Genomic DNA, 22,416 nt, shown 5'->3' on the forward strand with positions numbered 1-22,416 from the left:
AGTAGGCTTTCGGCATGAGCAGCCGGATCGCCGTCGTCCCCGGATCGTTCGACCCGCCGACGCTCGGGCATCTCGATGTCATCCGCCGTGCGGCCTCGCTGTACGACCAGCTGCACGTGCTGGTGGTGCACAACCCGGGCAAGGAGGCGATGCTCCCCATCGCCCAGCGTCAGGCCCTCCTCGAGCAGTCGATCGCTGAGGGCGGCATCGACGGCGATGTCATCGTGGCCTCGTGGAGCATGGGCCTGCTCGTGGACTACGCCACGGACGTCGGCGCCGGTGTCCTGGTGAAGGGGATCCGGTCCCAGGTCGATGTGGCCTACGAGACGCCCATGGCCATCGTGAACCGGCACCTCGCTCAGATCGAGACGGTGTTCCTCCTGCCCGATCCCGCGCACGCCCTCGTCTCCAGTTCGCTCGTGCGCCAGGTCGCCTCACTCGGCGGCGACGTCTCGCCGTTCGTGCCCCGCGCTGTCGCGCAGTTCCTCGACACCGGCGCGCGCGGCATCTGACGGGCCGCGCGGCCGGCCCTGCACTCCCGCGGCTAGGCTGGGGAGGTGGCCAAGAAGCATGTGACGGGTCCTTTCGTCCTCCCTGTCCGCGACATCGCACACCGCCCCGGCGAGATGCGCGAGCATTCGTTCGAGGTGCCCGCGCCCGGCAGATGGGGCGAGGGTCTGGTGTCGGTCGCGCAGGGCGAGCCGGTCGCCGTGGATGTGCGGCTCGAGTCCGTGCACGAGGGCATCCTCGCCTCCGCCGACGTCGACACGCAGTACGCCGGAGTGTGCAGCCGGTGCCTGACCGACATCGTCGAGCCGCTCCAAGTCGAGTTTCAGGAGCTTTTCGCGTATCCTGGGGACGAAGAAGCTGACTTCGAGGTTCAAGACGACCACGTGGATCTTGAAACTCTGGTCAGGGAAGCGGTCGTCCTGTCGCTTCCGTTTCAGCCGGTGTGTCAGCCGGATTGCCCCGGCCTTGATCCGGTCACGGGCGAGCGGCTGGCCGAGAACACCGGGTCGCAGCAGAGCGAGCCTCTCGATCCACGATGGGCCGCGCTCCAGGACTTCACCATGACCAACGACGACGAATCACCGCGCTCCCGCGGCTGATCGGCATCGAGACACAGAAGAGAGCAAGCCATGGCAGGCAACCCCCCGAAGCGGAAGGTCTCCCGTTCGAACACGCGCTCGCGTCGCGCGCAGTGGAAGGCCGAAGCGCCCGCCCTCGTCAAGACGGTGGAGAACGGCAAGGTCGTCTACAGCCGCCCCCACCAGGCGAAGGTCGTCACCGACTCGCAGGGCACCGAGCTGTTCCTCGAGTACAAGGGCCGCAAGGTCGCCGACGTCTGATCGTCGCGCCCCTGACGTGACAGACGTCACTGCTGAGCGCACCGCGCTGGCAGACCTCACACAGAAGCTCGGAGTCGACATCGACCCCGAGCTTCTGTCGCTGGCGCTGACCCATCGCTCCTGGGCGTACGAGAACGGCCAGGTGCCGCACAACGAGCGCCTCGAGTTCCTCGGCGACTCCGTGCTCGGCCTCGCCGTGACCGTGCGGCTGTTCACCAAGCACCCGGAGCTGGAGGAGGGCGCCCTCGCGAAGCGGCGCGCGAGCGTCGTGTCGACCGTCGCGCTGGCCGAGATCGCACGGGGCATCGGTCTGGGCCGGCACCTGCTGCTGGGCCGCGGCGAGCTTCTCACCGGAGGGCGCGACAAGGACTCGATCCTCGCCGACACGATGGAGGCGGTCTTCGGCGCCGCCTACCTCTCCGCCGGCTCGGAGGCTGCGACCGGTCTCGTGCTGCGCCTGGTCGAGCCCCTGCTCGCCGACCCCGAGCGCTACGGTGCCGCGATGGATCCGAAGACGGCGCTCCAGGAGCTGGCGGCCCGTGGCGGGATGCCGCCGCCGACGTACTCGGTGACCTCGACCGGCCCCGACCACGACCGCCGGTTCACGGCGAGCGTCGTCGTGGGAGAACTCACGACCCAGGGCGCGGGCACCAGCAAGAAGCACGCCGAGATGGCTGCGGCGCTCACCGCGTGGCGCGAGCTCAGCGGCCGTGCCTGAGCTGCCCGAGGTCGAGGTCGTCCGCGCCGGTCTCGCTCCCGCCGTCACGGGCGCCCTGGTGCTCGGGGTCACCGTGCTCGATGAGCGTGCCCTCACCCGTCACGCCGGTGGCGGTGCGGACTTCGAGGCGCGCCTGACCGGTCGGGTGATCTCGGGCGCGGCTCGGCGCGGCAAGTTCCTGTGGCTTCCGCTCGCGCCTGCCACCGGTGTGGCGGAGGAGGCCGTGGTGGGGCACCTCGGTATGAGCGGACAGATGCTGCTGCGCCCACCCGGAACCGCGATGGAACGGCACGAGCGCGTGCGCGTGGACCTCTCCCATCCGGTGCACGGCGAGCTCGCGATCGTGTTCGCCGATCAGCGCACCTTCGGGTCACTGGCGATCGACGAGCTCGTGGCCACCCGTGATGGGGCGCCGGGCGGGCACGGCTGGGAGGCGGCATCCGTTCCCACCCAGGTCGCGCACATCGCGCGTGATCCGCTGGATCCTGCGTTCCCGGATGCCGCATTCCGCCGAGTCCTCGCGCGCAAGGACTCCGCGATCAAGCGGGTGCTGCTCGACCAGACCGTCGTGAGCGGCATCGGCAACATCTATGCGGACGAGTCGCTGTGGGCGGCCCGCATCCACCCGGAGACGCCGGCACGGGATCTTTCCACGCGTGCCGTCAACCGGCTGCTGGCGGAGGTCCGGCAGGTGCTGGACAAGGCGCTGGCGGAGGGCGGGACGAGCTTCGACGCGCAATACGTCAATGTGAACGGTCAGGCCGGCTACTTCGCCCACTCGCTCAACGCGTACGGCCGCACCGGGGAGCCGTGTCCCCGATGCGGCCGTCCGATCGTGCGGGTCTCATTCACCAACCGGTCGAGCCACTTCTGCGCGCACTGCCAGAAGACCCCTCGACGCCCGGCGAGCTGATCAGAGCGCGAGCACCTTCTTCCACGCGCCGGCGTACGACGCCGGAGCGAAGCCGATGGCCTCGTTGATGTCGAGCATGTGGCGGTTCTCCTCGGCGTTGAACGTCGACACCCGTGGCGACTCGGGCACCAGCTCGCGCCAGCGCAGGAGGTTCGCGCACTTCACGATCGTGCCGAGCCGGTGGCCGCGATGCTCCTTGAGAACGAGCGTCCCGTACTGCTGCGTCGCGCCGGTGTGGTCCTCGGCGATGGCCAGCTCGTTGTAGGCGGCGATCCGCCCGCTCGGCACGTGCAGCACCGCGGCCACCGAGACGGTGAGCCCCTGCGCCCTGAGCCGAGCGTCGCGTCGCTCGACGCGGGCGGCATCCCAATGCTGCTCGTCGATCACCAGCCCGCCGGCAGGCGCATCGGTCGACATGCGCGAGAGGGCGTAGGCGAAGCCGTCGACGTACTCCGCGGGTGTCGGCGACGTCCACTCGAGCGGGCGGTAGTCGTCACCGGCGAAGGCCAGCGCGTCGGCGAGCATGCGTCTCACGGGCTCGAAGTCACCGCTCAGGTCGAAGACGCTGTTGCGCTCGACCTGTTCGAGGGTGAACCCGCTGTCGAGGGCGAACCGGGTCTGCGGGTCGTCCGCAGGGACCGACCCCCACCCGGTCGACGGCTCGAGCCGGGCGCCGCCCCGGTCGGGGCGGTGCAGCGTCCATGTCTGGATGACGGCCAGCCCCCGCTCGCGCGCCTCACGCTCGGCCTCCGCCAGCAGCAGCTCCTCGGCGCCCTTCCCGCGGTGGGGCGGGTCGACCATGAGGTCGAACTCGAGCGTGCTGGCATCGGGCTGGTTGGAGACCATCATCGTGACGACGCCCACCACCTCGGCGCCTCGCAGCGCGGCGAATCCGAGCTGGGTCCAATCCGACTGGTCCTGCCAGGAGCCGAGCATCTCCTCGGGCTCCTCGCGCAGGTAGTCGTGACCGGCGTCGTTCAGGCACACCGCGTTGCCGATGCGCACCATCTCGAGGAACAGCCGGGCGTCGGCCGATTCGGGCGACTCGGGCACGGGGATCGGCTGCACCGTCAGCACAGCGGTGTCGGCGAGGTCAGTCATCGAGCACCTTCTTCCACGCCCCGACGTATGCGATCGGCGCGAAGCCGATCGCCTCGTTGATGTCCAGCATGGGCCTGTTCTCCTCTGCGTTGTAGGTGATGACGCGACGGGACTGCGGAGCGACGTCGCGCCACGACAGCAGCCCGGCGCACTTGACGAGGGTGCCGAGCTTGTGACCGCGGTGCTCCTTGAGGACGAGCGTGTCCTCCTGGTGCGACGCCTCGGTGCGATCCTTGCCGATGACCAGCTCGTTGAAGGCGCACAGCTCGCCGGTCGCGATGTGCTGCGCCGCCGTGACCTGAAGCGTCCGGCCGGACTCGGTGTACTTCGCATCGTGCTCGGCGATGCGCGCGGCATCCCACTTCTCCTCGTCGAACTCGAGCGCCGCGGCCGGGGCGTCCGTCGACATCCGCGACTTCATCCACGCGTAGCCCGCCGCGTACTCGGGAGGCGTCGGCGCGAACCACTGCACCACCCGGTAGTCGCCGGAGGCGGCCCGAGCCTCGGCGAGGAGCCGCTCGACCTCGTCGAACGGTGCCGTGAGATCGAACGCGCTGTTGCGCTCGACCTGCTCCAGCGAGTACCCGTGACGCACGAAGAACCTCGCGATGTGGTCCTCCGGGATGGCGCCGAAGCCGGTGGGCGGCGCGAGTTGCGGGCCCGGCGCGGCGGGGTGCTCCGCCCAGGACTGCAGCACCGTGCGACCGTGCTCGCGCGCGGCGCGCTCGACGAGCTCGTACGCGGTGGAGCCGATGCCCCGTCCCCACGTCGCGCGGAGCAGCTCGATGAGCCAGAACGCGGTGTGCGAGTCGTCCTCGTGCGGCAGGTCCACGCCGATGCGCCCGATCACGGCGCCGTCCTCGACGACGATCCAGGCCAGGCGGGTCTCGTACGGGGTGGGGCGGTAGTGGGGGAGAAGCTCCTCGGCGGAGATGCGGTGGTCATCGTGTCCGGAGATCTCGCGGTAGATCTCATTGCGGACCCGGACCATCTCGACGAAGTCGGCGGCGTCCGCCGACTCGACGGTCTCGGGCACGAGCAGCGGCCGGATCTCGAGGCCGGTGGCGATGGTGGTCATGTCAGTGCGTCCTTGCGTGAGTGGTGAAGGGTGGTCGAGGGGTAGGTCCGCCGCCCGCGTGGGGGCGGCGGACCCGGTGGCCGTCACAGCCGAGGGGCGAGGCTGGCCTCGCGGAAGTAGCGGCGCTCGCGGAGAGCGACGGCTTCCTGGAGCCGGTACGCCTGGGCGTGCCGGCGGCGGTCGTCGGTGAGCCGCGGGGTGCGGGTGCTCCACAGCAGGAGCCGGAGGCCCACGTGCAGGGCGAGGCGGTCCAGGAGCGAGGTGCGGATCTGGCGGCTCGGGAGCCGCAGCGTATCGGGCCGGCCCGAAGGGCGCTGCGGCGCGAGAAGGGTGTTCATGATGGTTCTCTTTCCGATGTGGAAGGGATGCCTCAGGCGGCGCCGAAGGCGGAGATGCCGTGCCGCAGCACGACGGGAGGGAGCAGGGGGTGCGCGCTCAGCACCGCGGGGCGGATGCGGCGCAGCAGACGGATGCCGCCCGGAAACGGGCAGACTCGTCCCCTGCGGGTGTCAGATGGCGGCGGGGAGACGGCCGCTCAGCACAGCGTCGAAGGAGAGGGCCCCCGACGCGCGGAATCGAATCGCGCCGCCATTGCCGGCGGCGATCTCCGTGGAGTTCATGTGCATCATCGGTGGACCTCCTTTCTCGACTTCAGACGCGGTCAGTGACGCTACAGCCTCACGGGTGCCGGCGTCAAGCGTTTTCGCAGATTCGGAGATCTTATGGCGTGTCGCCGCATCGGCCCGGCGCTCCGCCGGCCTGCCGGGCGCCCGGCTCGCGCTCGGGTAGCGTAGGCGCGTACTCGAACGGGGTGGGGGGCGGTCCATGCACCTGAAGAGCGTGACGCTCAAAGGGTTCAAGTCGTTCGCCCAGCCGACGACGTTCGCCCTCGAGCCCGGGGTGACCTGCATCGTGGGTCCGAACGGGTCGGGCAAGTCGAACGTGGTCGACGCCCTCGCGTGGGTGATGGGGGAGCAGGGCGCCAAGACCCTTCGCGGCGGCAAGATGGAGGACGTCATCTTCGCCGGCACCGCGACGAGAGGGCCGTTGGGTCGCGCGGAGGTGCAGCTCACGATCGACAACAGCGACGGGGCGCTTCCGATCGAGTACTCCGAGGTGACCATCAGCCGGACGCTCTTCCGCAACGGGACGAGCGAGTACGCGATCAACGGCGAGTCCTGCCGCCTTCTGGACGTGCAGGAGCTCTTGAGCGACTCGGGCCTGGGCCGAGAGATGCATGTCATCGTCGGCCAGGGACGCCTGGACAGCGTCCTGCAGGCGACCCCCGAGGACCGCCGCGGGTTCATCGAGGAGGCGGCGGGGATCCTCAAGCACCGTCGGCGCAAGGAGAAGACCCTTCGCAAGCTCGACGCGATGGAAGCCAACCTCACGCGCCTGAGCGACCTGGCCGGCGAGTTGCGCCGCCAGCTGAAGCCTCTCGGCCGGCAGGCCGAGATCGCCCGTGAGGCGGCGACGATCGCCGCCGTGGTGCGCGACGCGAAGGCCCGGCTGTTCGCGGACGAGGTCGCGGGTCTGCGCGGCGAGCTCGCCGCGCATGCCCGAAGCGAACAGGAGCGTCACGCCGAGCGGCTGGTTCTGCAGGAGCGCCTGGACAACGCCCGTCTGCGCATCGAGCAGCTCGAGAACGATCAGCGCTCCGAGGCGGTCGATCGGGCCCGCCGCGTGGCGCACGGGCTCGAGCGCGTGCAGGAACGGCTGCGCAGCCTGTACGCCCTCGCCGGCCAGCGACTCGCGTTGCTCGGAGACGCCGAGGACGAGGAGCGCCTTGAACTCACGACCGTTTCGCAGGCGATGATCGACGAGGCGCGCGCCGAGATCGACGAGGTCTCCGACGGGCTCGGGGCGGCGCGGGATGCCGCCGCCGAAGCGGCACGCGAGGTCGTGCGTGCCCGGGCCGAGCTGGACGCGCTCGACGCGGACATCGCGGCGCAGAGCGCCCTCGTGTCGGAGCATGACATGCGCATCACGGCCCTGCGCGGCACCGCCGAAGCGGCGGCATCCGCTCTCGCAGCCGTTCGCGGCGCGGTGGAGCGTCAGCAGAAGGCGCTGGATGCCGCCCTCGCACGCCGTGCCGAGGCGGAGCGGATTCTGGCCGAGGCCGACCCCGACCTCGTTCCGGAGACGGCATCCGCCGACCAGGCCGCCGCCTATGAGCGCGCCCAGCGCGAGGCATCCGACGCGGAGACCGCGGTCGCGGACCTGCGCGAGCGCCTGCACGCCGCCGAGCGCGAGCGCGACGCGCTGACGGCGCAGACCGCGGCGCTGAGCCGGGCGCTGGACGTGAAGAACGGCGCCTCGGCGCTGATCGCCCGGGGACGCGACGGCGTGCGGGGGCTCGTCGGCGACCGCGTGCAGGTGACGCCCGGGTTCGAAGCGGCGATCGCGGCCGTCCTGGGCCCCGTCACCGAGGGCGTGCTCGTCGACGACCGCGACACCGCGTTCGCAGTCGCCGACGACGCGCTCGAGTCCGAGAGCGGGGTGGTCGACATCGTCATCGCCACCGCAGGCGCCGATCACCCGGCGTTTCCGGAGCTTGCGGGGGTGGTTCCGGCCCGGCAGGTCGTGTCGGCGCCCCCGGGTGTGCTCGGACTGCTCTCCTACGTCGTGGTCGTCGACGACCTCGCCACCGCACGCGAGGCTGGTCCATCGCTCACCGCGGGCGAGTCCGGCGGTCCGATCACCCTGGTCACCCGCCGCGGCGAGGTGTACACCGAGAATTCCCTCCGCGCGGGGGCGGGCGCGTCCCGGTCGCGCCTGGAGCTGGCCGCGGAGCGGGATGCCGCAGCCGACCGGCGCGATGAGGTCACGGTGATCGCCGACTCGCTGCGGGAGGCGCTGGCCGACGCGACGCGCGAGCTCGAGGACGCCCGGCAGCGCACCAGGACGGCTCTGGCCACCTTGCGTGAGCACGATGCCGCCCTCGCAGCCCACGCCGAGCAGGTCAACCGCGCCACCGTGCGACATGAGGCCGCGGTGGCCGAGTGCGAGCGTCTCGCTGCCGGCCTCTCGCAGGCGGCGGCCGCTGTCGACGAGGCCGAGGGCTCCGCCGGATCAGCGGAGGAACAGCTCACCGCCGCGCTGGAGGCACCGCGACCCATCCTCGATGCGTCCGCCCGCGAAGGCATGCTCGCGGCGTTGGAGCACGCGCGTGATGCCGAGATGCGCTCGCGTCTGGACGTCGAGACGCTGCGTGAGCGGATCCGGGCCGGCGAGGCGCGGGTGGCCGCCCTCGTTCGCCAGCGTGAGCGCGAGCGCGAGGCGGCGGCGGAGGCCGCGCGACGTGCAGTCATCCGCCGCGCCCAGCGCGAGATCGCAGCGGGGGTGGCCGGTCAGCTGCCCGCGGTGATCGATTCGGTCGATCGCTCGCTCGCGCAGGCCCGAGCGGAGCTCGCGGCCGCCGAAGCCGAGCGGACGGCCGTCACGACGGAGCTGGCGGCGCTGCGCGGCCAGGAGTCGTCGGTGCGCGAGCGGCTGGCCGGGCTCACCGAGAGCGTCCACAGCCTGGAGCTGCAGATCCACGAGAAGCGCCTCCACGTCACCGGGATCCTTGAGCGTGTGCAGTCGGAGCTCGGACTCGACGAGGATATTCTTGTTTCGGAATATGGTCCTGATCAGCCGGTGCCACGGGATCCGGCGGCCGATCACACCGGCGCCCCTGATGAGGACGATGCGGCGACAGTTCCGTACGACCGATCGGCGCAGCGACGGCGCCTGCAGCACGCGGAGCGCAAGCTCACGCAGCTGGGCCGGGTGAACCCGCTCGCACTGGAGGAGTTCGCGGCGCTCGAGCAGCGCCACAGGTTCATGACCGAGCAGCTGGCGGACCTCACCCAGACGCGCAAAGACCTCCTGACGATCATCGAAGAGCTCGACGAGCGGATGCAGGCGATCTTCCTCGCCGCCTTCGAAGACACCCGGACGGCGTTCGGGGAGGTGTTCCCGATCCTCTTCCCCGGCGGCACCGGCTCGATCAGCCTCACCGACCCCGACTCGCCGCTGACCACCGGCATCGAGGTGGCGGTGCGCCCGGTGGGCAAGAAGATCGAACGACTGTCGCTCCTCTCGGGGGGCGAGAGGTCGCTCGCGGCCGTCGCATTGCTCACCGCGATCTTCAAGGCGCGCCCCAGCCCCTTCTACATCCTCGACGAGGTCGAGGCCGCCCTCGACGACGCGAACCTCGGCCGCCTGCTCGGCGTCTTCGAGCAGCTGCGGGAGTCCAGCCAGCTCATCGTGATCACGCACCAGAAGCGCACCATGGAGATCGCCGACGCCCTGTACGGGGTGTCGATGCGGCAGGACGGCGTGTCGGCCGTGGTCGGGCAGCGCATCGCCGAGCGCGTCGCCTCCTGACCCTAGGCTGGGGGGATGGCAGAGAGCTCCTGGTCGCTCGGCCGCGCACTGCGCGGCATGTTCGTCAAGCCCACCATCGACGAGAACACGTGGGACGACCTCGAGACGGCGCTGCTGACAGCGGACTTCGGTCCCGACATCACCGAGCGGATCGTGGACGAGCTGCGCGAGAAGGTCGAGCGCTACCGCACGACCGACCCGAGGGATCTGCAGCGGATGCTGAAGGAGACCCTGGAGGAGCACTTCGCGAAGTTCGACACCACCCTGCGGCTCACCGAGCGTCCGGCCGTCGTGCTCGTCGTCGGGGTGAACGGGGTGGGCAAGACCACCACGATCGGCAAGTTCGCCAAATTCCTGCAGCGCTACGGGCGCTCCGTCGTGGTCGGTGCCGCCGACACGTTCCGCGCCGCGGCGGTCGACCAGCTGGCGACCTGGGCGGAGCGCGGCGGGGCGGCGATCGTCCGCCCGCAGCAGGAAGGCCAGGATCCGGCATCCGTCGCCTTCCAGACGATCGACTACGCCAAGCAGACGGGGACCGAGATCGTCCTGGTCGACACCGCCGGCCGTCTGCACACCAAGGGCGGCCTGATGGATGAGCTCGGCAAGATCCGCCGCGTCATCGAGAAGCAGGCGCCGATCAGCGAGGTGCTCCTCGTGCTCGACGCGACGACCGGCCAGAACGGGGTCATGCAGGCGCAGTCCTTTCTCGAGCACGCCGGCGTGACGGGGCTCGTCATCACCAAGCTCGACGGCTCCGCGAAGGGCGGGTTCGTCCTGGCCGTCCAGGAGCGCACCGGGATCCCGGTCAAGCTGCTCGGCCAGGGCGAGGGCATCGGCGACCTCACGGGCTTCACGCCGCACGTCTTCGCGGCGTCGCTCGTGGAGTGATCCGGATCCGCGAGTGACCCGGCGAGGCGACTCGCGCGCGGGATCGGACGCCATGCCGCGTTCGGGCTATCGCCTGGGCGCCGCTTGCGGTTTCATGGGGTCATGGCGATCGAGCACGACTATTTCGGGCTTCTCGAATCCGGGCCGGACGGATCGATCTTCTGGTCGGAGAACGTCGAGCTCGGCGACCAGTCCGTGACTGTGGATCTGACCGCGCCCGATCAGGACGACGTCTCGGAGGCGGCGCTGGACGTCGCGGCCGGCCTCATCTCGGCCTTGGAAGACATCGACCGCAGCGCGCGCAACGCCATGGTGAACGAGCTCAGCGATCGCACCAGCGAAGTGACCGAGTACATCCTGCAGCAGCAGGAGACGCTGGGAGAGTCGCTGGAGGACGCGCTGGTCGACATCTCCGGCGACGTCCACATCGACGTCATCCGCTCGCTGCAGCTGATGAGCATGACGATCCTCGCGGACGAGCACGGCGGAGCCGACCCGTTCGCGGTGCTCGAGTACGCGCTGGACCCGGACGCGACCGACGACGTGCTGCTGGTCAACCTCGGCTCCGACGCCACGGTGCTCTCGGTCACCAGCGCCGACTGACCGGCGACCGCAGCCGGTCACACCGCCTGCGCGAAGCCCCGCTCGACGTGGACGTCCTCGGCGATGTGGGCCAGGTGGGCGGGGATCTCGCGCCCCTTCGACAGCATCGACTGGGCCCACAGTCGCCCCGCGCGGTAGGAGGAGCGCACGAGGGGACCGGCGAGAACGCCGAGGAAGCCGATGCGCTCCGCCTCGGCCTTGAACTCCACGAACTCCTGCGGCTTGACCCACCGCGCGACCGGAAGATGCCGCGGCGAAGGCCGCAGGTACTGCGTGATCGTGATGATGTCCGTGCCGGCGGCGTGCAGGTCCTCGAGGGCCTGCACCACCTCCTCGGGCTCCTCGCCCATGCCGAGGATGAGGTTGGACTTGGTGATGAGTCCGGCGTCGCGCGCCTGGGTGAGCACATCGAGCGACCGCTCGTAGCGGAAGGCCGGCCGGATGCGCTTGAAGATCCGCGGCACCGTCTCGACGTTGTGGGCGAAGACCTCCGGACGGCTGTCGAACACCTCGCCGAGGAGAGCCGGGTCGCCGTTGAAATCCGTCGCGAGGATCTCCACCCCCGTGTTCGGGTTCCTCGCGTGGATCTGCCGCACGGTCTCGGCGTGCAGCCACGCACCGCCATCGGGCAGATCGTCACGCGCGACACCGGTGACGGTCGCGTAGCGCAGGTTCATGCGGACGACGCTCTGCGCCACCCGCCGGGGCTCGTCGGTGTCGTAGTCGGCCGGCTTGCCGGTGTCGATCTGGCAGAAGTCGCACCGCCGCGTGCACTGCGAGCCGCCGATGAGGAACGTCGCCTCCCGGTCCTCCCAGCACTCGTAGATGTTGGGGCACCCGGCTTCCTGGCACACCGTGTGCAGCTCCTCGGTCTTCACGAGGGAATGCAGGGCCTGGTACTCCGGCCCCATCTTGGCGCGCGTCTTGATCCATTCCGGCTTGCGCTCGATCGGCGTCTGCGCGTTGCGGACCTCCAGTCGCAGGAGCTTGCGACCATCGGGGGCGGTGGAGGGACCGGATGCCGCGCCCGGCGCGCTGCACCCGCTCATGCCGGCACCCCCTCGAAGTCCGCGGCGAACACGCGGCTGAGCGTGTCGATGACGTCGGCCGGCCCGATGTCGGCGCCGGCGATCTCGCTGAGCGTCGTCACCCCGGCGTCCGTGATGCCGCAGGGGATGATCCCGCGGAAGCCGGCGAGGGAGTTGTCGCAGTTCAGCGCGAAGCCGTGCATCGTCACGCCGCGCTGCACGCGCACGCCGATCGCCGCGACCTTGTCCTCGCCGAGCGGCCGGCGCACCCATACGCCGCTGCGGCCCTCGACGCGATAGCCGGTGACGTCGTACTGCGCGAGCACGTCGATGAGGAGCTGCTCGAGCCGCCGCACGTGCGCGACGACGTCGACCGGCTCGGCGAGCCGGACGATGGGGTACCCCACGAGCTGGCCTGGCCCGTGCCAGGTGATCTTGCCGCCGCGGTCCACGTCGACGACAGGTGTGCCGTCGGTCGGGCGCTCGTGGCGGGCGGTGCGCGCGCCGGCGGTGTACACCGGTTCGTGCTCCAGCAGCAGGAGCGTGTTGGGACGTGTCCCGGCGACCACCTCGGCATGGACACTGCGCTGCAGGGCCCACCCCTCGAGATACGGCACATAGGCGGGGGACAGTCCCACCGTCCGGATGTCGAGCATCATGCTCCTTCGCGGTGCGGGTCCACGGATTCATGGATTGCGTCCAACAATACCCCCACCTCCGTGCGCCACGGCCCGGTCGTAAGGTGTCCTCATGTCCACCGAGCACCGTGCCGGGCGGCCCAAGGCGTCGTCACGAGAGACGATCGCCGAGGCCGCCTGCGAGCTGTTCCTCGAGCAGGGCTACGAGCAGACCGCGATCGCCGACATCGCCCGGCGGGCGGGCGTGAGCCGCTCCAGCTTCTTCAACTACTTCTCCTCGAAGTCCGACGTGCTGTGGGCGGGCCTGGACGAGCGGCTGGCGGCCCTCGAGTCGCGCCTGGCCGCGGAACAGAGCGCGGATGCCGCCACTGCGGTGCGCACCGCCACGCTCGCGCTCGCCGACGGCTTCGTCCCCGACAGCCTGGCCCTCGGCATCGTCAACGCCGCCGCGATGGGCCTGGAGCACGAGTACGAGCGCGACGCGGCGCTGCGTCGGGCCCGGGTTGGCCGAGCGGTTTCGGAGCGCTTCGCCCGGGGCGGCGCCGACCGCGTGGGCGCCGAGGTGGCCGGCGCGGCGTGGGGCGGCGCGGTCATCGCCGCGGTCGAGGCGTGGGCGCACGACGGCGCCGGCCGGACCTCGCTGGGACGGTTCCTGACCAGGGCCGCCGACGCGGCCGGCGCACTCTCGCCGACGGCTCCGGCCGGCGAGGTCGCACAGCTGCGCGTGGTCGTGCAGGCCGCCGCCTTCGAGCAGACGCTCGCGTTCTACCGTGACGTCGTCGGAATGCCGCAGGCGGAGGCCTATGAGGCGGAGGGCGGTGCACGCGTGGCCATCCTCGCCGCGGGCCGCGCCACCCTCGAGATCGCGAATCCCGCGCAGGTCGAGTTCATCGACCGCGTGGAGACCGACGGCGACGCGCCGAGCGACCGCATCCGGCTCGCCCTCGAGGTCGCCGACACCGACGCCGCCGTGGGCCGACTGGCCGACGGGGGCGCGCAGATCGAGGCGTCCCCGCGCGTCACGCCGTGGCGATCACGCAACGCGCGGCTGCGGGGACCTGCGGGCCTGCAGATCACCCTGTTCCAGGAGCTCGGGCCCCACGCCTGAGTCGCGGCCGGGCCGCAGCCGGCCGCCGCGAGCGGCGGCGGCATCCGTCGCCGTTAGAATCGGTGCATCATGGCGACTTTCGGCACTCTCTCCGACCGGCTCACCGAGACCTTCCGCAACCTCCGCACCAAGGGCAAGCTCACGCCCGCGGACGTCGACGGCACGGTCCGCGAGATCCGGCGCGCGCTGCTGGACGCCGACGTGGCGCTGCCGGTCGTCAAGGAGTTCACGGCGAAGGTGCGTGAGCGGGCGCTCGGCGACGAGGTCAACCGGGCGCTGAACCCCGCGCAGCAGGTCGTGCAGATCGTCAACGAGGAGCTGGTCGCGATCCTGGGCGGCCAGCAGCGCCGCCTCCAGTTCGCCAAGAACCCGCCGACGGTGATCATGCTCGCCGGGCTCCAGGGATCTGGAAAGACCACGTTCGCCGGCAAGCTGGCGCGCCAGCTCGAGAAGGAGGGCCACACCCCTCTGCTCATCGCCGCCGACCTCCAGCGTCCCAACGCCGTGAACCAGCTGCAGGTCGTCGCGCAGCGCGCCGGCGCCGCCATCTACGCGCCTGAGCCGGGCAACGGCGTCGGCGACCCCGTGCGGGTGGCGCGCGACGGCGTCGAGGTCGCCCGTCGCCAGCAGCACGACGTGGTCATCATCGACACCGCCGGCCGCCTCGGTGTGGACGCCGAGCTGATGAAGCAGGCCGCCGACATCCGCACCGCGACCGATCCCGACGAGGTGCTCTTCGTCATCGACGCGATGATCGGTCAGGACGCTGTGAACACCGCCAAGGCGTTCCAGGACGGTGTGGACTTCACCGGCGTCGTGCTCTCCAAGCTCGACGGCGACGCCCGCGGTGGCGCCGCACTGTCGGTGGCGTCGGTGACCGGCCGCCCGATCATCTTCGCCTCGACCGGCGAGGGCCTCGAGGATCTCGAGGCGTTCCACCCCGACCGCATGGCGTCGCGCATCCTCGACCTCGGCGACATCCTCACCCTCATCGAGCAGGCGCAGCAGGCCTTCGACGAGGAGGAGGCGCTCAAGGTCGCCGAGAAGCTCGCGACCGAGCAGTTCACGCTCGAGGACTTCCTCGAGCAGATGCAGCAGATGCGCAAGATGGGGTCGATGAAGAAGATGCTCGGGATGCTCCCGGGCATGGGCTCCATGAAGCAGCAGCTCGAGGACTTCGACGAGCGCGAGATCGACCGCACCGAAGCCATCATCCGGTCGATGACGCCGGCCGAGCGCCGCAACACCAAGCTTCTCAACGGCTCGCGGCGGCTGCGCATCGCACGGGGCTCCGGCATGACCGTCACCGACGTCAACCAGCTCGTGCAGCGCTTCGAGCAGGCCGCGAAGATGATGAAGACCGTCGCGCGCGGCGGGGTGCCCAACATCCCCGGCATGGGCCCGGTGCCAGGTGCCGGGCGCCCGGGCGCGTCCTCGAAGCGCGGCAAGCAGCAGAAGGCGAAGGGCTCGCGCTCGGGCAACCCGGCCAAGCGCGCCGCCGAGAACGCCGGCATCGCCGCGCAGGCCGCCGAGGCTCCGACGGGTTCCGGCTTCGGCCTGGGCGGCGGCGCCAAGGGCGCGCCGAGCGAAGCCGACCTCGCCGAGCTGCAGAAGATGCTCGGACGCGGCTGACGCCGGGATGGCGGATGCCGCCGGTCGCGGCATCCGCTCGCTGCGGGTCTCGGCGCGATCTCAGTGGCCGAGCGCGGCCAGGTGCTCGCGCAGCGTCGGGCCGGAGCGGAACTCGCCGACCAGGTGCCGCACGACCTCACGCAGGTCGCCGTCCGCGGCGTCGGCCACGGCGAGCTGGCGCGCGTAGCTCGCCCCCTCCGTGAGGATCGTCTCGATGCCGGCGATCTCACGGGCGCACCTCAGCTCCACCGCGATGTCGCCGACCTCGGCGAGGGTCTCACGCAGATGATCGGCGACCGGGCGCTGCGTGCCGTTGCGGTCGACGATCAGGCGCGCGTCCAGTCCGTAGCGGGCCGCGCGCCACTTGTTCTCCCGGACGAACCAGGGCGGGATGGTCTCGAGCCGGTGTCCCTCGTCGATCAGGCGCGAGAAGCGCTCCACGAGCACCTGGACGAGGGCCGCTATCGCGGCGAGCTCGGGCAGGGTCGACATCCCGTCGCACGCGCGCACCTCGATCGTCCCCCAGCGCGGCGCCGGCCGGATGTCCCACCGCACCTCGGAGGCGTCCTCCATGACGCCGGTGCGCACCATGTCGTCGAGGTAGCCCTCGAACTCCCGCCAGTCCCGCAGCGGCCACGGCAGCCCCGCCGTCGGCAGCTGCTGGAACACCAGCGCGCGATTGGACGCGTACCCGGTGCGCTCGCCCGCCCAGAACGGGCTGGACGCCGAGAGTGCCTGCAGGTGGGGCAGGTAGACTGCGAGCGCATTGATGATGGGGAACACCTTGTTGACGTCCTCGACCCCTACGTGGACGTGGATGCCCCAGATCATCATGTTGCGCCCCCACCACTGCGTGCGCTCGATGAGCTTGTGGTAGCGGGTCTTGTCGGTCACCGTCTGGTGGTACCACTGCGCGAAGGGGTGGCTCCCCGCGCACAGCAGATCGATGCCGTGCGGATCGGTGAACGTCCGCACCGCGGCGATGGCGTCGCCGATGTCGTCGACGGCGGCGGCGACGGTGTCGCCGATGCCGCTGGTGAGCTCGATGGTGTTGGTGAGCAGCTCGCCCGTGACGGTGTACCGCTCCAGCGTCGAGTCCTCTTCGAGCGCTTCCAGCACCTCGGGAGCACGCGGTATCAGGTCGCCGGTCGCGGTGTCGGCGAGCATCAGCTCCCACTCGAGGCCGACCGACGATCGGGATGATGTCGCGAAGGGCACCGTCATGGGCACAGTCTGACACGGTGGCACGGCGGTCGTTCTGGTTCACGGCATGCCGCGTCATCTGGCAGAATAGAGGGCTGGATCACCCGCTCGACCCTCTATCCGGCGCGGCGATCCTCCCTTCAGAGCTTCCGCCGGGTGTGCACCCCACGCTCCAGGCGATCGGTTCACTCACTTTCCACACATTCAGGAGAATCGTGGCTGTCAAGATCCGTCTCAAGCGCCTCGGCAAGATCCGTGCGCCCTACTACCGCATCGTCGTGGCCGACTCGCGCACCAAGCGCGACGGCCGTGTCATCGAGGAGATCGGCAAGTACCACCCCACCGAGGAGCCCTCGTTCATCGAGGTCGACTCCGACCGTGCCCAGTACTGGCTGTCCGTCGGCGCGCAGCCGACCGAGCAGGTCCGCGCCATCCTGAAGCTGACCGGCGACTGGGGTCGGTTCAAGGGCGACAAGGACGCGGTCTCGACCGTGAAGACCCGCGACGACAAGGCCGCCTTCGAGGTCGACTCCTCGAAGAAGTCGGTCATCAAGCCGAAGGCCGAGAAGAAGGCCGAGGAGCCCGCCCAGGCTCCCGCCGACGAGGCGACCGACGCGGCCGACGAGGCCGCCGACTCCGCCGAGTAATCCGTTGCTCGCCGCCGCGCTCGAACACGTCGTCAAGGGGATCGTCGATCACCCCGACGACGTCCGCATCGACTCGTCCACGTCGCCGCGAGGCGACGTGCTCGAGGTGCACGTGCACCCCGAAGACCGGGGTCGCGTGATCGGGCGCGGCGGCCGCACGGCCAAAGCCCTGCGCACCCTCATCTCTGCCCTCGCCGACGGCCGCCGCGTGCGCGTCGACGTCGCGGATGACTGAGGTGCCGGGCGAGGACACCGCGGGATCGGGCCCTGACGCCCGCAAGCCCGTGAACGCCGTACCCCCCGCCGGCAAGACCCAGCTCCGCGTCGGCCGCCTCGTCAAGGCGCACGGTCTCAAGGGCGCCATCAAGCTCGAGCTCTACACCGACGACCCCGAGGGCCGCTTCGTCCCCGGCGCGACGTTCACGCTCCAGGTGCCCGAGTCATCGCCGTGGCACGGCAAGCCGCTCACGGTTCGCGAGTTCCGGTGGATGAACAGCCACCCGGTCGCCTTCTTCGAGGGGGTCGAGGACCGCGACACCGCCGAGGGCCTCATCCGCGCGATCCTGTGGATCGACGAGGACGTGCAGGCCTCGCCCGCCGAGGACGATGCCTGGTTCGATCACCAGCTCGTCGGGCTCGACGTCGTGCGCGACGGTGAGACCGTCGGCAAGGTCGCGCGCGTCGACCACCTTCCCGCGCAGGACCTGCTCATCGTCAAGGTCCGCGACGCCGAGGTGCTCGTGCCCTTCGTCAAGGCGATCGTCCCCGAGGTGGACGTCGCGGCCGGCCGCGTGATCGTCACCCCTCCTCCCGGGCTGTTCGAAGACCTCCCCGACGACGACGGCGAGTCGGCCCAGACCGCGTCGGACACGCCAGTCGCCACGGACGACACCGCCGGCTGAGGCCGTCTCACTCACCCCTTGGCCGCCGCGTGCGGCAGATGTGATCTGCGGGAAACACGGCGGGAAAGGTCCTGGAACCTCGCTGGCCGACCATGGGGGCATGGCCCAAGTACGCTCCCCGGTGCGCACCGTGTGCTCGTACTGCGGCGTCGGCTGCGGCATCTCGGTCACGACCGCGGACGGCGGGCCGGGGCATCCGCTCGCCATCGCGAAGGTGGCGGGGGACCGCGAGCACCCGACGAACGCCGGGCGGCTGTGCACGAAGGGGGCGACCCACGCCGAGCTCATGCAGGCTCCGGGCCGTATGACCTCGGCACACCGGCGCCCGGCACGCGGTGAGCCGGCCGAGCCCGTCGCGCTCACCGACGCCGTGACGGATGCCGCCGCCCGCCTGCGCGCGATCCTCGACGAGCACGGGCCCGATGCCATCGCACTGTATGTGTCGGGCCAGATGAGCATGGAGGCCCAGTACCTCTCCAACAAGCTCGTCAAGGGGTACCTGCGCGGCATCCACATCGAGTCCAACTCACGCCTGTGCATGGCATCGGCCGGCACCGGCTACAAGCAGTCGCTCGGCGCCGACGGCCCGCCCGGGTCGTACGAGGACTTCGACAGGGCGGACCTCTTCTTCGTCATCGGGTCCAACACCGCGGACTGCCATCCGATCCTCTTCCTGCGGATGGCGGATCGGCTGAAGCAGGGCGCGCGGCTCATCGTGGTCGACCCGCGCCGGACGGCGACGGCGGACCGGGCCGACCTCTTCCTGCAGATCCGCTCGGGGACGGATCTCGCGCTCCTCAACGGGCTGCTGCATCTGCTCGTGGCCGCCGGCGACATCGACGAGGAGTTCATCGAGGCGCACACCGAGGGCTGGGAGCACATGGCCGCGCTCCTGGCCGACTACCCGCCCGATCGCGTCGCCGACATCACCGGCCTCGCCGAGGAGGACATCCGCACCGCCGCGCGCTGGATCGCCGAGGCCGGCGAGTGGATGACCCTGTGGACCATGGGACTCAACCAGTCCACGCACGGCACCTGGTCGACCAACGCCATCTGCAACCTGCACCTGGCGACCGGGGCGATCTGCCGCCCGGGCAGCGGCCCGTTCTCGCTCACCGGTCAGCCCAACGCGATGGGCGGCAGGGAGATGGGGTACATGGGGCCCGGCCTGCCCGGCCAGCGCGCGGTGTTCAGCGCGACGGACCGCGCGTTCGTCGAAGATGTGTGGGGCCTGGAGCCGGGGGCGATCCGCGCGGAATCGGGCTCCGGGACCATCGACATGTTCCGTCGCGCCGCCGAGGGCGAGATCAAGGCGCTGTGGATCGTCTGCAGCAACCCGGTCGCTTCCGTCGCCAACCGCAGGACCGTGATCGAGGCGCTCGAGAGCGCGGAGCTCGTCATCGCGCAGGACGTCTACACCGAGACGGCCACCACGGCGTACGCCGACATCTTGCTCCCCGCGACCCTCTGGGTGGAGGCGGACGGCGTCACGGTCAACAGCGACCGCACCCTCACCCTGGTGCGGGACGTCGTGCCCGCTCCGGGCGACGCGCAGCCGGACTGGCTGCTGATCTGCCGCATCGCGCAGGCGATGGGATTCGACGGCTTCGACTTCGCCTCCAGCGCCGAGGTCTTCGACGAGATCCGCCGGTTCTGGAACCCGCAGACCGGCTGGGACCTGCGCGGGGTCACCTACGAGCGCCTCCGCGAGACGCCGGTGCAGTGGCCCGCCCCGCCCGGCGACCCCGCGACGCGTCATCCGATCCGGTATGTGAACGACGGCGTCAGCCAGTCCCTCCACGTCGAGGACGACGGCACGGTGCCGCGGCTGGCCTTCGCGACGCCGTCGCGGCGCGCGCAGTTCCTCGCCCGTCCGCACCTCGATCCGGCGGAGCTGCCCGACGACGACTACCCGTGGGTGCTCAACACCGGACGCCTGCCGCATCACTGGCACACCCTGACCAAGACGGGCCGGGTGGCCAAGCTCGCCAAGCTGCACCCTGGACCGTTCGTCGAGGTGCACCCGTTCGACGCTGAGCGTCACGGCATCTCGGACGGCGACCAGGTCGAGGTCGCATCGCGCCGCGGCCGGTTCGTCGTGCCGGCGGTGCTCACCGATCGCGTCCAGCCCGGCAGTCTGTTCGCCCCGTTCCACTGGAACGACGAGCACGGCGAGTACGTCACCGTGAACGCCGTGACCAACGACGCGGTGGACACGATGTCGGCGCAGCCGGAGCTCAAGGTCGCCGCTGTGTCGCTGCGCCGCGTCGGGCCCGGTGCCGGCGCCGCCGAGCCGTCGACGGCCTCCGCCGACGAGGCGCTGGCCCAGGCGGGCGTGCCCCTTGCGCCACCCCCGCTGAGCGACACCGAGGGCGCCTATCTGGCGGGCTTCCTGTCGACGGTGCGGTCGGTGGCGCTCGCGCCCGGTGAGGTGCCGGTGCTGCCGGCCGAGGCGCCGCTGGGGGCGCTCGCGCGCGCCTGGTTCGACGGCGTGCTCGCCGGCGCGTTCTCGCGCGCCTCCGTCGGCGGCGCGACGCCGCAGTCCGGCGATGCCGATGAGGTCGTCGTGCTGTGGGGCTCGCAGACCGGGAACGCCGAGGAGTTCGCCACGGCCGCGACCGCCGCCCTCGGGGCGCGCGGCATCCCGGCGCGGTCGCGGAGCATGGCGGAGCTGCGCGCGACCGATCTCACCGCCGTGCGTCGACTGCTCGTCGTCACGTCCACGTTCGGCGACGGCGGCCCGCCCGACAACGGCGCGGCACTGTGGCACGACCTGAACGCCGACGGCGCGCCGGAGCTCTCGGACCTCCGCTACGCCGTGCTGGCGCTCGGCGACTCCAGCTACGACGACTTCTGCGGTCACGGCCGGCGTCTGGACGCGCGGCTCGGCGAGCTGGGGGCGACGGCCCTGCTCGAGCGCGTCGACGTCGAGCCCGATGCCGACGAGCCGCGCGAAGCGTGGCTGGCGCAGATCCTCGAGACGCTGGCGGGGGAGGGGACGGTGGCTGCGGCATCCGTCGTCGCACCTCCGGCCCCCATGAAGCGCCTGTTCACCCGCGCCAACCCGGTGCACGCGCCCCTGGTGCGCAATGAGCTCCTCAGCCGGCCCGGGTCGCAGAAGGAGGTGCGGCGGATCGGCTTCGACCTGTCGGAGTCCGGCGCGACGTACGAGGCGGGCGACTCGCTCGGCGTCGTCTGTGCCAACGCGCCGGGTGTGGTGACGGAGTGGCTCCAGGCCACCGGGATCGCCCCGAACACGATCGTCGAGCTCGACGGCGAGGAGCGCACGTTCGCCGACGCGCTGCGGACGCGGCTGGACATCACCAGGACGCCGCTGGACCTCGTCCGCTTCATCGCCGAGCGCAGCGGCGACAGCGCGCTGAACGCACTGCTCCGGCGCGAGAACAAGGGCCGGCTCGAACAGTTCCTGTGGAGCCAGCAGGCCGTGGACCTCGTCCGCGACTTCCGCGTCGCCGCGTCGGCCGACGAGTGGGTCGGCGTGCTCAAGCGGCTCCAGCCGCGCCAGTACTCGATCTCGTCGAGCCCGAAGACCGATCCGGGCACCGTCGAGCTCACCGTGTCGGTGGTGCGGTTCCAGACCGAGTCGGGCCGTGCGCGGGGCGGCGTCTGCTCGACGTTCCTCGCGGACGGTGAGGCGACGGCGGCGCCCGTGTACCTGCAGCGCTCGCCCGCCTTCCGTCCGCCGGCCGCATCCGATGCGCCCATGATCATGATCGGCCCGGGCACGGGCATCGCCCCGTTCCGCGGATTCCTCCACGACCGTCGCGCCGACGGGCACACCGGCCGCAACTGGCTGTTCTTCGGGGAGCAGCACGCCCAGACGGACTTCTACTACCGCGAGGAGCTTCAGCAGATGCACGCGGACGGCTTCCTCACCCGCCTGGACCTGGCCTTCTCGCGCGACCAGCGGCAGAAGATCTACGTCCAGGACCGCATGGTCGAGCACGGTGCGCGTCTCTGGCGCTGGCTCGAGGACGGAGCCCACGTCTACGTGTGCGGCGATGCGACGCGCATGGCCAAGGACGTCGAGGCGACGCTCGTCGGCATCGCCCAGCAGCACGGCAAGCTGTCCGAGGACGCGGCGACGGAGTACGTCCGCGCCCTGGCGGCCGACGGCCGCTACGCCCGCGACGTGTACTGAGGACCGCCTCGTCCCCACGGGCGCGGGGGCAGCACGAAGATGAGCGGATGCCTCGGCCGAGGCATCCGCTCATCT

The 22,416-nt window shown here is 71.0% G+C and carries 20 protein-coding genes; 14 read left to right on the forward strand and 6 right to left on the reverse strand.

Annotated features, from left to right (window positions below; genetic code table 11):
• The first annotated feature begins 14 nt into the window (after positions 1-14).
• The 5 genes from coaD (at position 15) to mutM (ending at position 2,980) form a co-directional block, all read left to right on the forward strand.
• Positions 15-512: a pantetheine-phosphate adenylyltransferase gene (coaD, locus tag IR212_RS06790; protein ID WP_194398172.1), complete on the forward strand. Its 498-nt coding sequence runs from the start codon at positions 15-17 to the stop codon at positions 510-512.
• Between the two features lie 114 nt (positions 513-626).
• Positions 627-1,109 (forward strand): YceD family protein, encoded by a 483-nt coding sequence (locus IR212_RS06795; protein ID WP_194398569.1) that lies wholly within the window; start codon positions 627-629, stop codon positions 1,107-1,109.
• 30 nt (positions 1,110-1,139) lie between these two features.
• Positions 1,140-1,349 (forward strand): 50S ribosomal protein L32, encoded by a 210-nt coding sequence (rpmF, locus tag IR212_RS06800; protein WP_050721097.1) that lies wholly within the window; start codon positions 1,140-1,142, stop codon positions 1,347-1,349.
• A 16-nt stretch (positions 1,350-1,365) separates the two neighbouring features.
• On the forward strand, positions 1,366-2,067 hold the full coding sequence (gene rnc / locus IR212_RS06805; protein ID WP_194398173.1) for a ribonuclease III: 702 nt from the start codon (positions 1,366-1,368) through the stop codon (positions 2,065-2,067).
• Entirely contained in the window at positions 2,060-2,980 is a 921-nt protein-coding gene (gene mutM / locus IR212_RS06810) for a bifunctional DNA-formamidopyrimidine glycosylase/DNA-(apurinic or apyrimidinic site) lyase (RefSeq protein ID WP_194398174.1), read from the forward strand. Before rnc ends, mutM begins: the two co-directional genes overlap by 8 nt.
• Here mutM and IR212_RS06815 read toward each other — a convergent pair whose 3' ends face one another.
• From IR212_RS06815 to IR212_RS06825, 3 genes are all read right to left on the reverse strand, one after another.
• Positions 2,981-4,081, reverse strand: coding sequence for a GNAT family N-acetyltransferase (locus IR212_RS06815; protein ID WP_194398175.1), 1,101 nt, complete (start codon positions 4,079-4,081; stop codon positions 2,981-2,983). It lies immediately after the preceding gene.
• The gene (locus tag IR212_RS06820) at positions 4,074-5,159 is read right to left on the reverse strand and encodes a GNAT family N-acetyltransferase (RefSeq protein WP_194398176.1); all 1,086 of its coding nucleotides are present in this window, start codon (positions 5,157-5,159) and stop codon (positions 4,074-4,076) included. The genes IR212_RS06815 and IR212_RS06820 overlap by 8 nt, the downstream gene beginning before the upstream one ends.
• Before the next feature lie 83 nt (positions 5,160-5,242).
• Positions 5,243-5,497, reverse strand: coding sequence for a hypothetical protein (locus tag IR212_RS06825; protein WP_194398177.1), 255 nt, complete (start codon positions 5,495-5,497; stop codon positions 5,243-5,245).
• 487 nt (positions 5,498-5,984) lie between these two features.
• Between IR212_RS06825 and smc the strand changes: the two genes are divergently transcribed.
• The 3 genes from smc to IR212_RS06840 all read left to right on the forward strand — a co-directional run bounded on the left by smc (position 5,985) and on the right by IR212_RS06840 (position 11,021).
• Positions 5,985-9,530 carry a chromosome segregation protein SMC gene (smc, locus tag IR212_RS06830; RefSeq protein ID WP_194398178.1) on the forward strand — a complete coding sequence of 1,182 codons (3,546 nt, stop codon included), beginning with the start codon at positions 5,985-5,987 and terminating at the stop codon, positions 9,528-9,530.
• A gap of 15 nt (positions 9,531-9,545) precedes the next feature.
• Positions 9,546-10,418, forward strand: a complete 873-nt coding sequence (ftsY, locus tag IR212_RS06835; RefSeq protein ID WP_194398179.1) for a signal recognition particle-docking protein FtsY — start codon at positions 9,546-9,548, stop codon at positions 10,416-10,418.
• Between the two features lie 102 nt (positions 10,419-10,520).
• Positions 10,521-11,021, forward strand: a complete 501-nt coding sequence (locus IR212_RS06840) for a DUF2004 domain-containing protein (RefSeq protein ID WP_194398180.1) — start codon at positions 10,521-10,523, stop codon at positions 11,019-11,021.
• Between the two features lie 17 nt (positions 11,022-11,038).
• Here IR212_RS06840 and lipA read toward each other — a convergent pair whose 3' ends face one another.
• Positions 11,039-12,070 carry a lipoyl synthase gene (lipA, locus tag IR212_RS06845; protein WP_194398181.1) on the reverse strand — a complete coding sequence of 344 codons (1,032 nt, stop codon included), beginning with the start codon at positions 12,068-12,070 and terminating at the stop codon, positions 11,039-11,041.
• The gene (gene lipB, locus IR212_RS06850) at positions 12,067-12,705 is read right to left on the reverse strand and encodes a lipoyl(octanoyl) transferase LipB (protein WP_194398570.1); all 639 of its coding nucleotides are present in this window, start codon (positions 12,703-12,705) and stop codon (positions 12,067-12,069) included. Before lipB ends, lipA begins: the two co-directional genes overlap by 4 nt.
• 94 nt (positions 12,706-12,799) lie before the next feature.
• Between lipB and IR212_RS06855 the strand changes: the two genes are divergently transcribed.
• Positions 12,800-13,795, forward strand: a complete 996-nt coding sequence (locus tag IR212_RS06855) for a TetR family transcriptional regulator (protein WP_194398182.1) — start codon at positions 12,800-12,802, stop codon at positions 13,793-13,795.
• 69 nt (positions 13,796-13,864) lie between these two features.
• Entirely contained in the window at positions 13,865-15,427 is a 1,563-nt protein-coding gene (gene ffh, locus IR212_RS06860; RefSeq protein WP_194398183.1) for a signal recognition particle protein, read from the forward strand.
• A 60-nt stretch (positions 15,428-15,487) separates the two neighbouring features.
• Here the strand turns inward: ffh and IR212_RS06865 are convergent, their stop codons facing one another.
• The gene (locus IR212_RS06865; protein WP_194398184.1) at positions 15,488-16,651 is read right to left on the reverse strand and encodes a glutamate--cysteine ligase; all 1,164 of its coding nucleotides are present in this window, start codon (positions 16,649-16,651) and stop codon (positions 15,488-15,490) included.
• Between the two features lie 194 nt (positions 16,652-16,845).
• Between IR212_RS06865 and rpsP the strand changes: the two genes are divergently transcribed.
• The 4 genes from rpsP (at position 16,846) to IR212_RS06885 (ending at position 22,341) form a co-directional block, all read left to right on the forward strand.
• Positions 16,846-17,277 (forward strand): 30S ribosomal protein S16, encoded by a 432-nt coding sequence (gene rpsP, locus IR212_RS06870; RefSeq protein WP_194398185.1) that lies wholly within the window; start codon positions 16,846-16,848, stop codon positions 17,275-17,277.
• Positions 17,278-17,281: 4 nt separating this feature from the next.
• Positions 17,282-17,512 (forward strand): RNA-binding protein, encoded by a 231-nt coding sequence (locus IR212_RS06875; RefSeq protein ID WP_106814138.1) that lies wholly within the window; start codon positions 17,282-17,284, stop codon positions 17,510-17,512.
• Positions 17,505-18,179 (forward strand): ribosome maturation factor RimM, encoded by a 675-nt coding sequence (rimM, locus tag IR212_RS06880; RefSeq protein WP_194398186.1) that lies wholly within the window; start codon positions 17,505-17,507, stop codon positions 18,177-18,179. Before IR212_RS06875 ends, rimM begins: the two co-directional genes overlap by 8 nt.
• Positions 18,180-18,279: 100 nt before the next feature.
• Positions 18,280-22,341, forward strand: coding sequence for a bifunctional nitrate reductase/sulfite reductase flavoprotein subunit alpha (locus IR212_RS06885; protein ID WP_194398187.1), 4,062 nt, complete (start codon positions 18,280-18,282; stop codon positions 22,339-22,341).
• The last annotated feature ends 75 nt before the right edge of the window (positions 22,342-22,416 follow it).

Origin of the sequence: Microbacterium atlanticum, assembly GCF_015277815.1 — a bacterium.
Lineage (GTDB): Bacteria > Actinomycetota > Actinomycetes > Actinomycetales > Microbacteriaceae > Microbacterium > Microbacterium atlanticum.

Coding starts and splice junctions, on each gene's coding strand:
- coaD (WP_194398172.1), top strand. CDS start 15: ATGAGCAGCCGGATCGCCGTCGTCCCCGGATCGTTCGACCCGCCGACG.
- IR212_RS06795 (WP_194398569.1), top strand. CDS start 627: ATGCGCGAGCATTCGTTCGAGGTGCCCGCGCCCGGCAGATGGGGCGAG.
- rpmF (WP_050721097.1), top strand. CDS start 1,140: ATGGCAGGCAACCCCCCGAAGCGGAAGGTCTCCCGTTCGAACACGCGC.
- IR212_RS06815 (WP_194398175.1), bottom strand. CDS start 4,081: ATGACTGACCTCGCCGACACCGCTGTGCTGACGGTGCAGCCGATCCCC.
- IR212_RS06820 (WP_194398176.1), bottom strand. CDS start 5,159: ATGACCACCATCGCCACCGGCCTCGAGATCCGGCCGCTGCTCGTGCCC.
- IR212_RS06825 (WP_194398177.1), bottom strand. CDS start 5,497: ATGAACACCCTTCTCGCGCCGCAGCGCCCTTCGGGCCGGCCCGATACG.
- smc (WP_194398178.1), top strand. CDS start 5,985: ATGCACCTGAAGAGCGTGACGCTCAAAGGGTTCAAGTCGTTCGCCCAG.
- ftsY (WP_194398179.1), top strand. CDS start 9,546: ATGGCAGAGAGCTCCTGGTCGCTCGGCCGCGCACTGCGCGGCATGTTC.
- IR212_RS06840 (WP_194398180.1), top strand. CDS start 10,521: ATGGCGATCGAGCACGACTATTTCGGGCTTCTCGAATCCGGGCCGGAC.
- lipA (WP_194398181.1), bottom strand. CDS start 12,070: ATGAGCGGGTGCAGCGCGCCGGGCGCGGCATCCGGTCCCTCCACCGCC.
- lipB (WP_194398570.1), bottom strand. CDS start 12,705: ATGCTCGACATCCGGACGGTGGGACTGTCCCCCGCCTATGTGCCGTAT.
- IR212_RS06855 (WP_194398182.1), top strand. CDS start 12,800: ATGTCCACCGAGCACCGTGCCGGGCGGCCCAAGGCGTCGTCACGAGAG.
- ffh (WP_194398183.1), top strand. CDS start 13,865: ATGGCGACTTTCGGCACTCTCTCCGACCGGCTCACCGAGACCTTCCGC.
- IR212_RS06865 (WP_194398184.1), bottom strand. CDS start 16,651: ATGACGGTGCCCTTCGCGACATCATCCCGATCGTCGGTCGGCCTCGAG.
- rimM (WP_194398186.1), top strand. CDS start 17,505: ATGACTGAGGTGCCGGGCGAGGACACCGCGGGATCGGGCCCTGACGCC.
- IR212_RS06885 (WP_194398187.1), top strand. CDS start 18,280: ATGGCCCAAGTACGCTCCCCGGTGCGCACCGTGTGCTCGTACTGCGGC.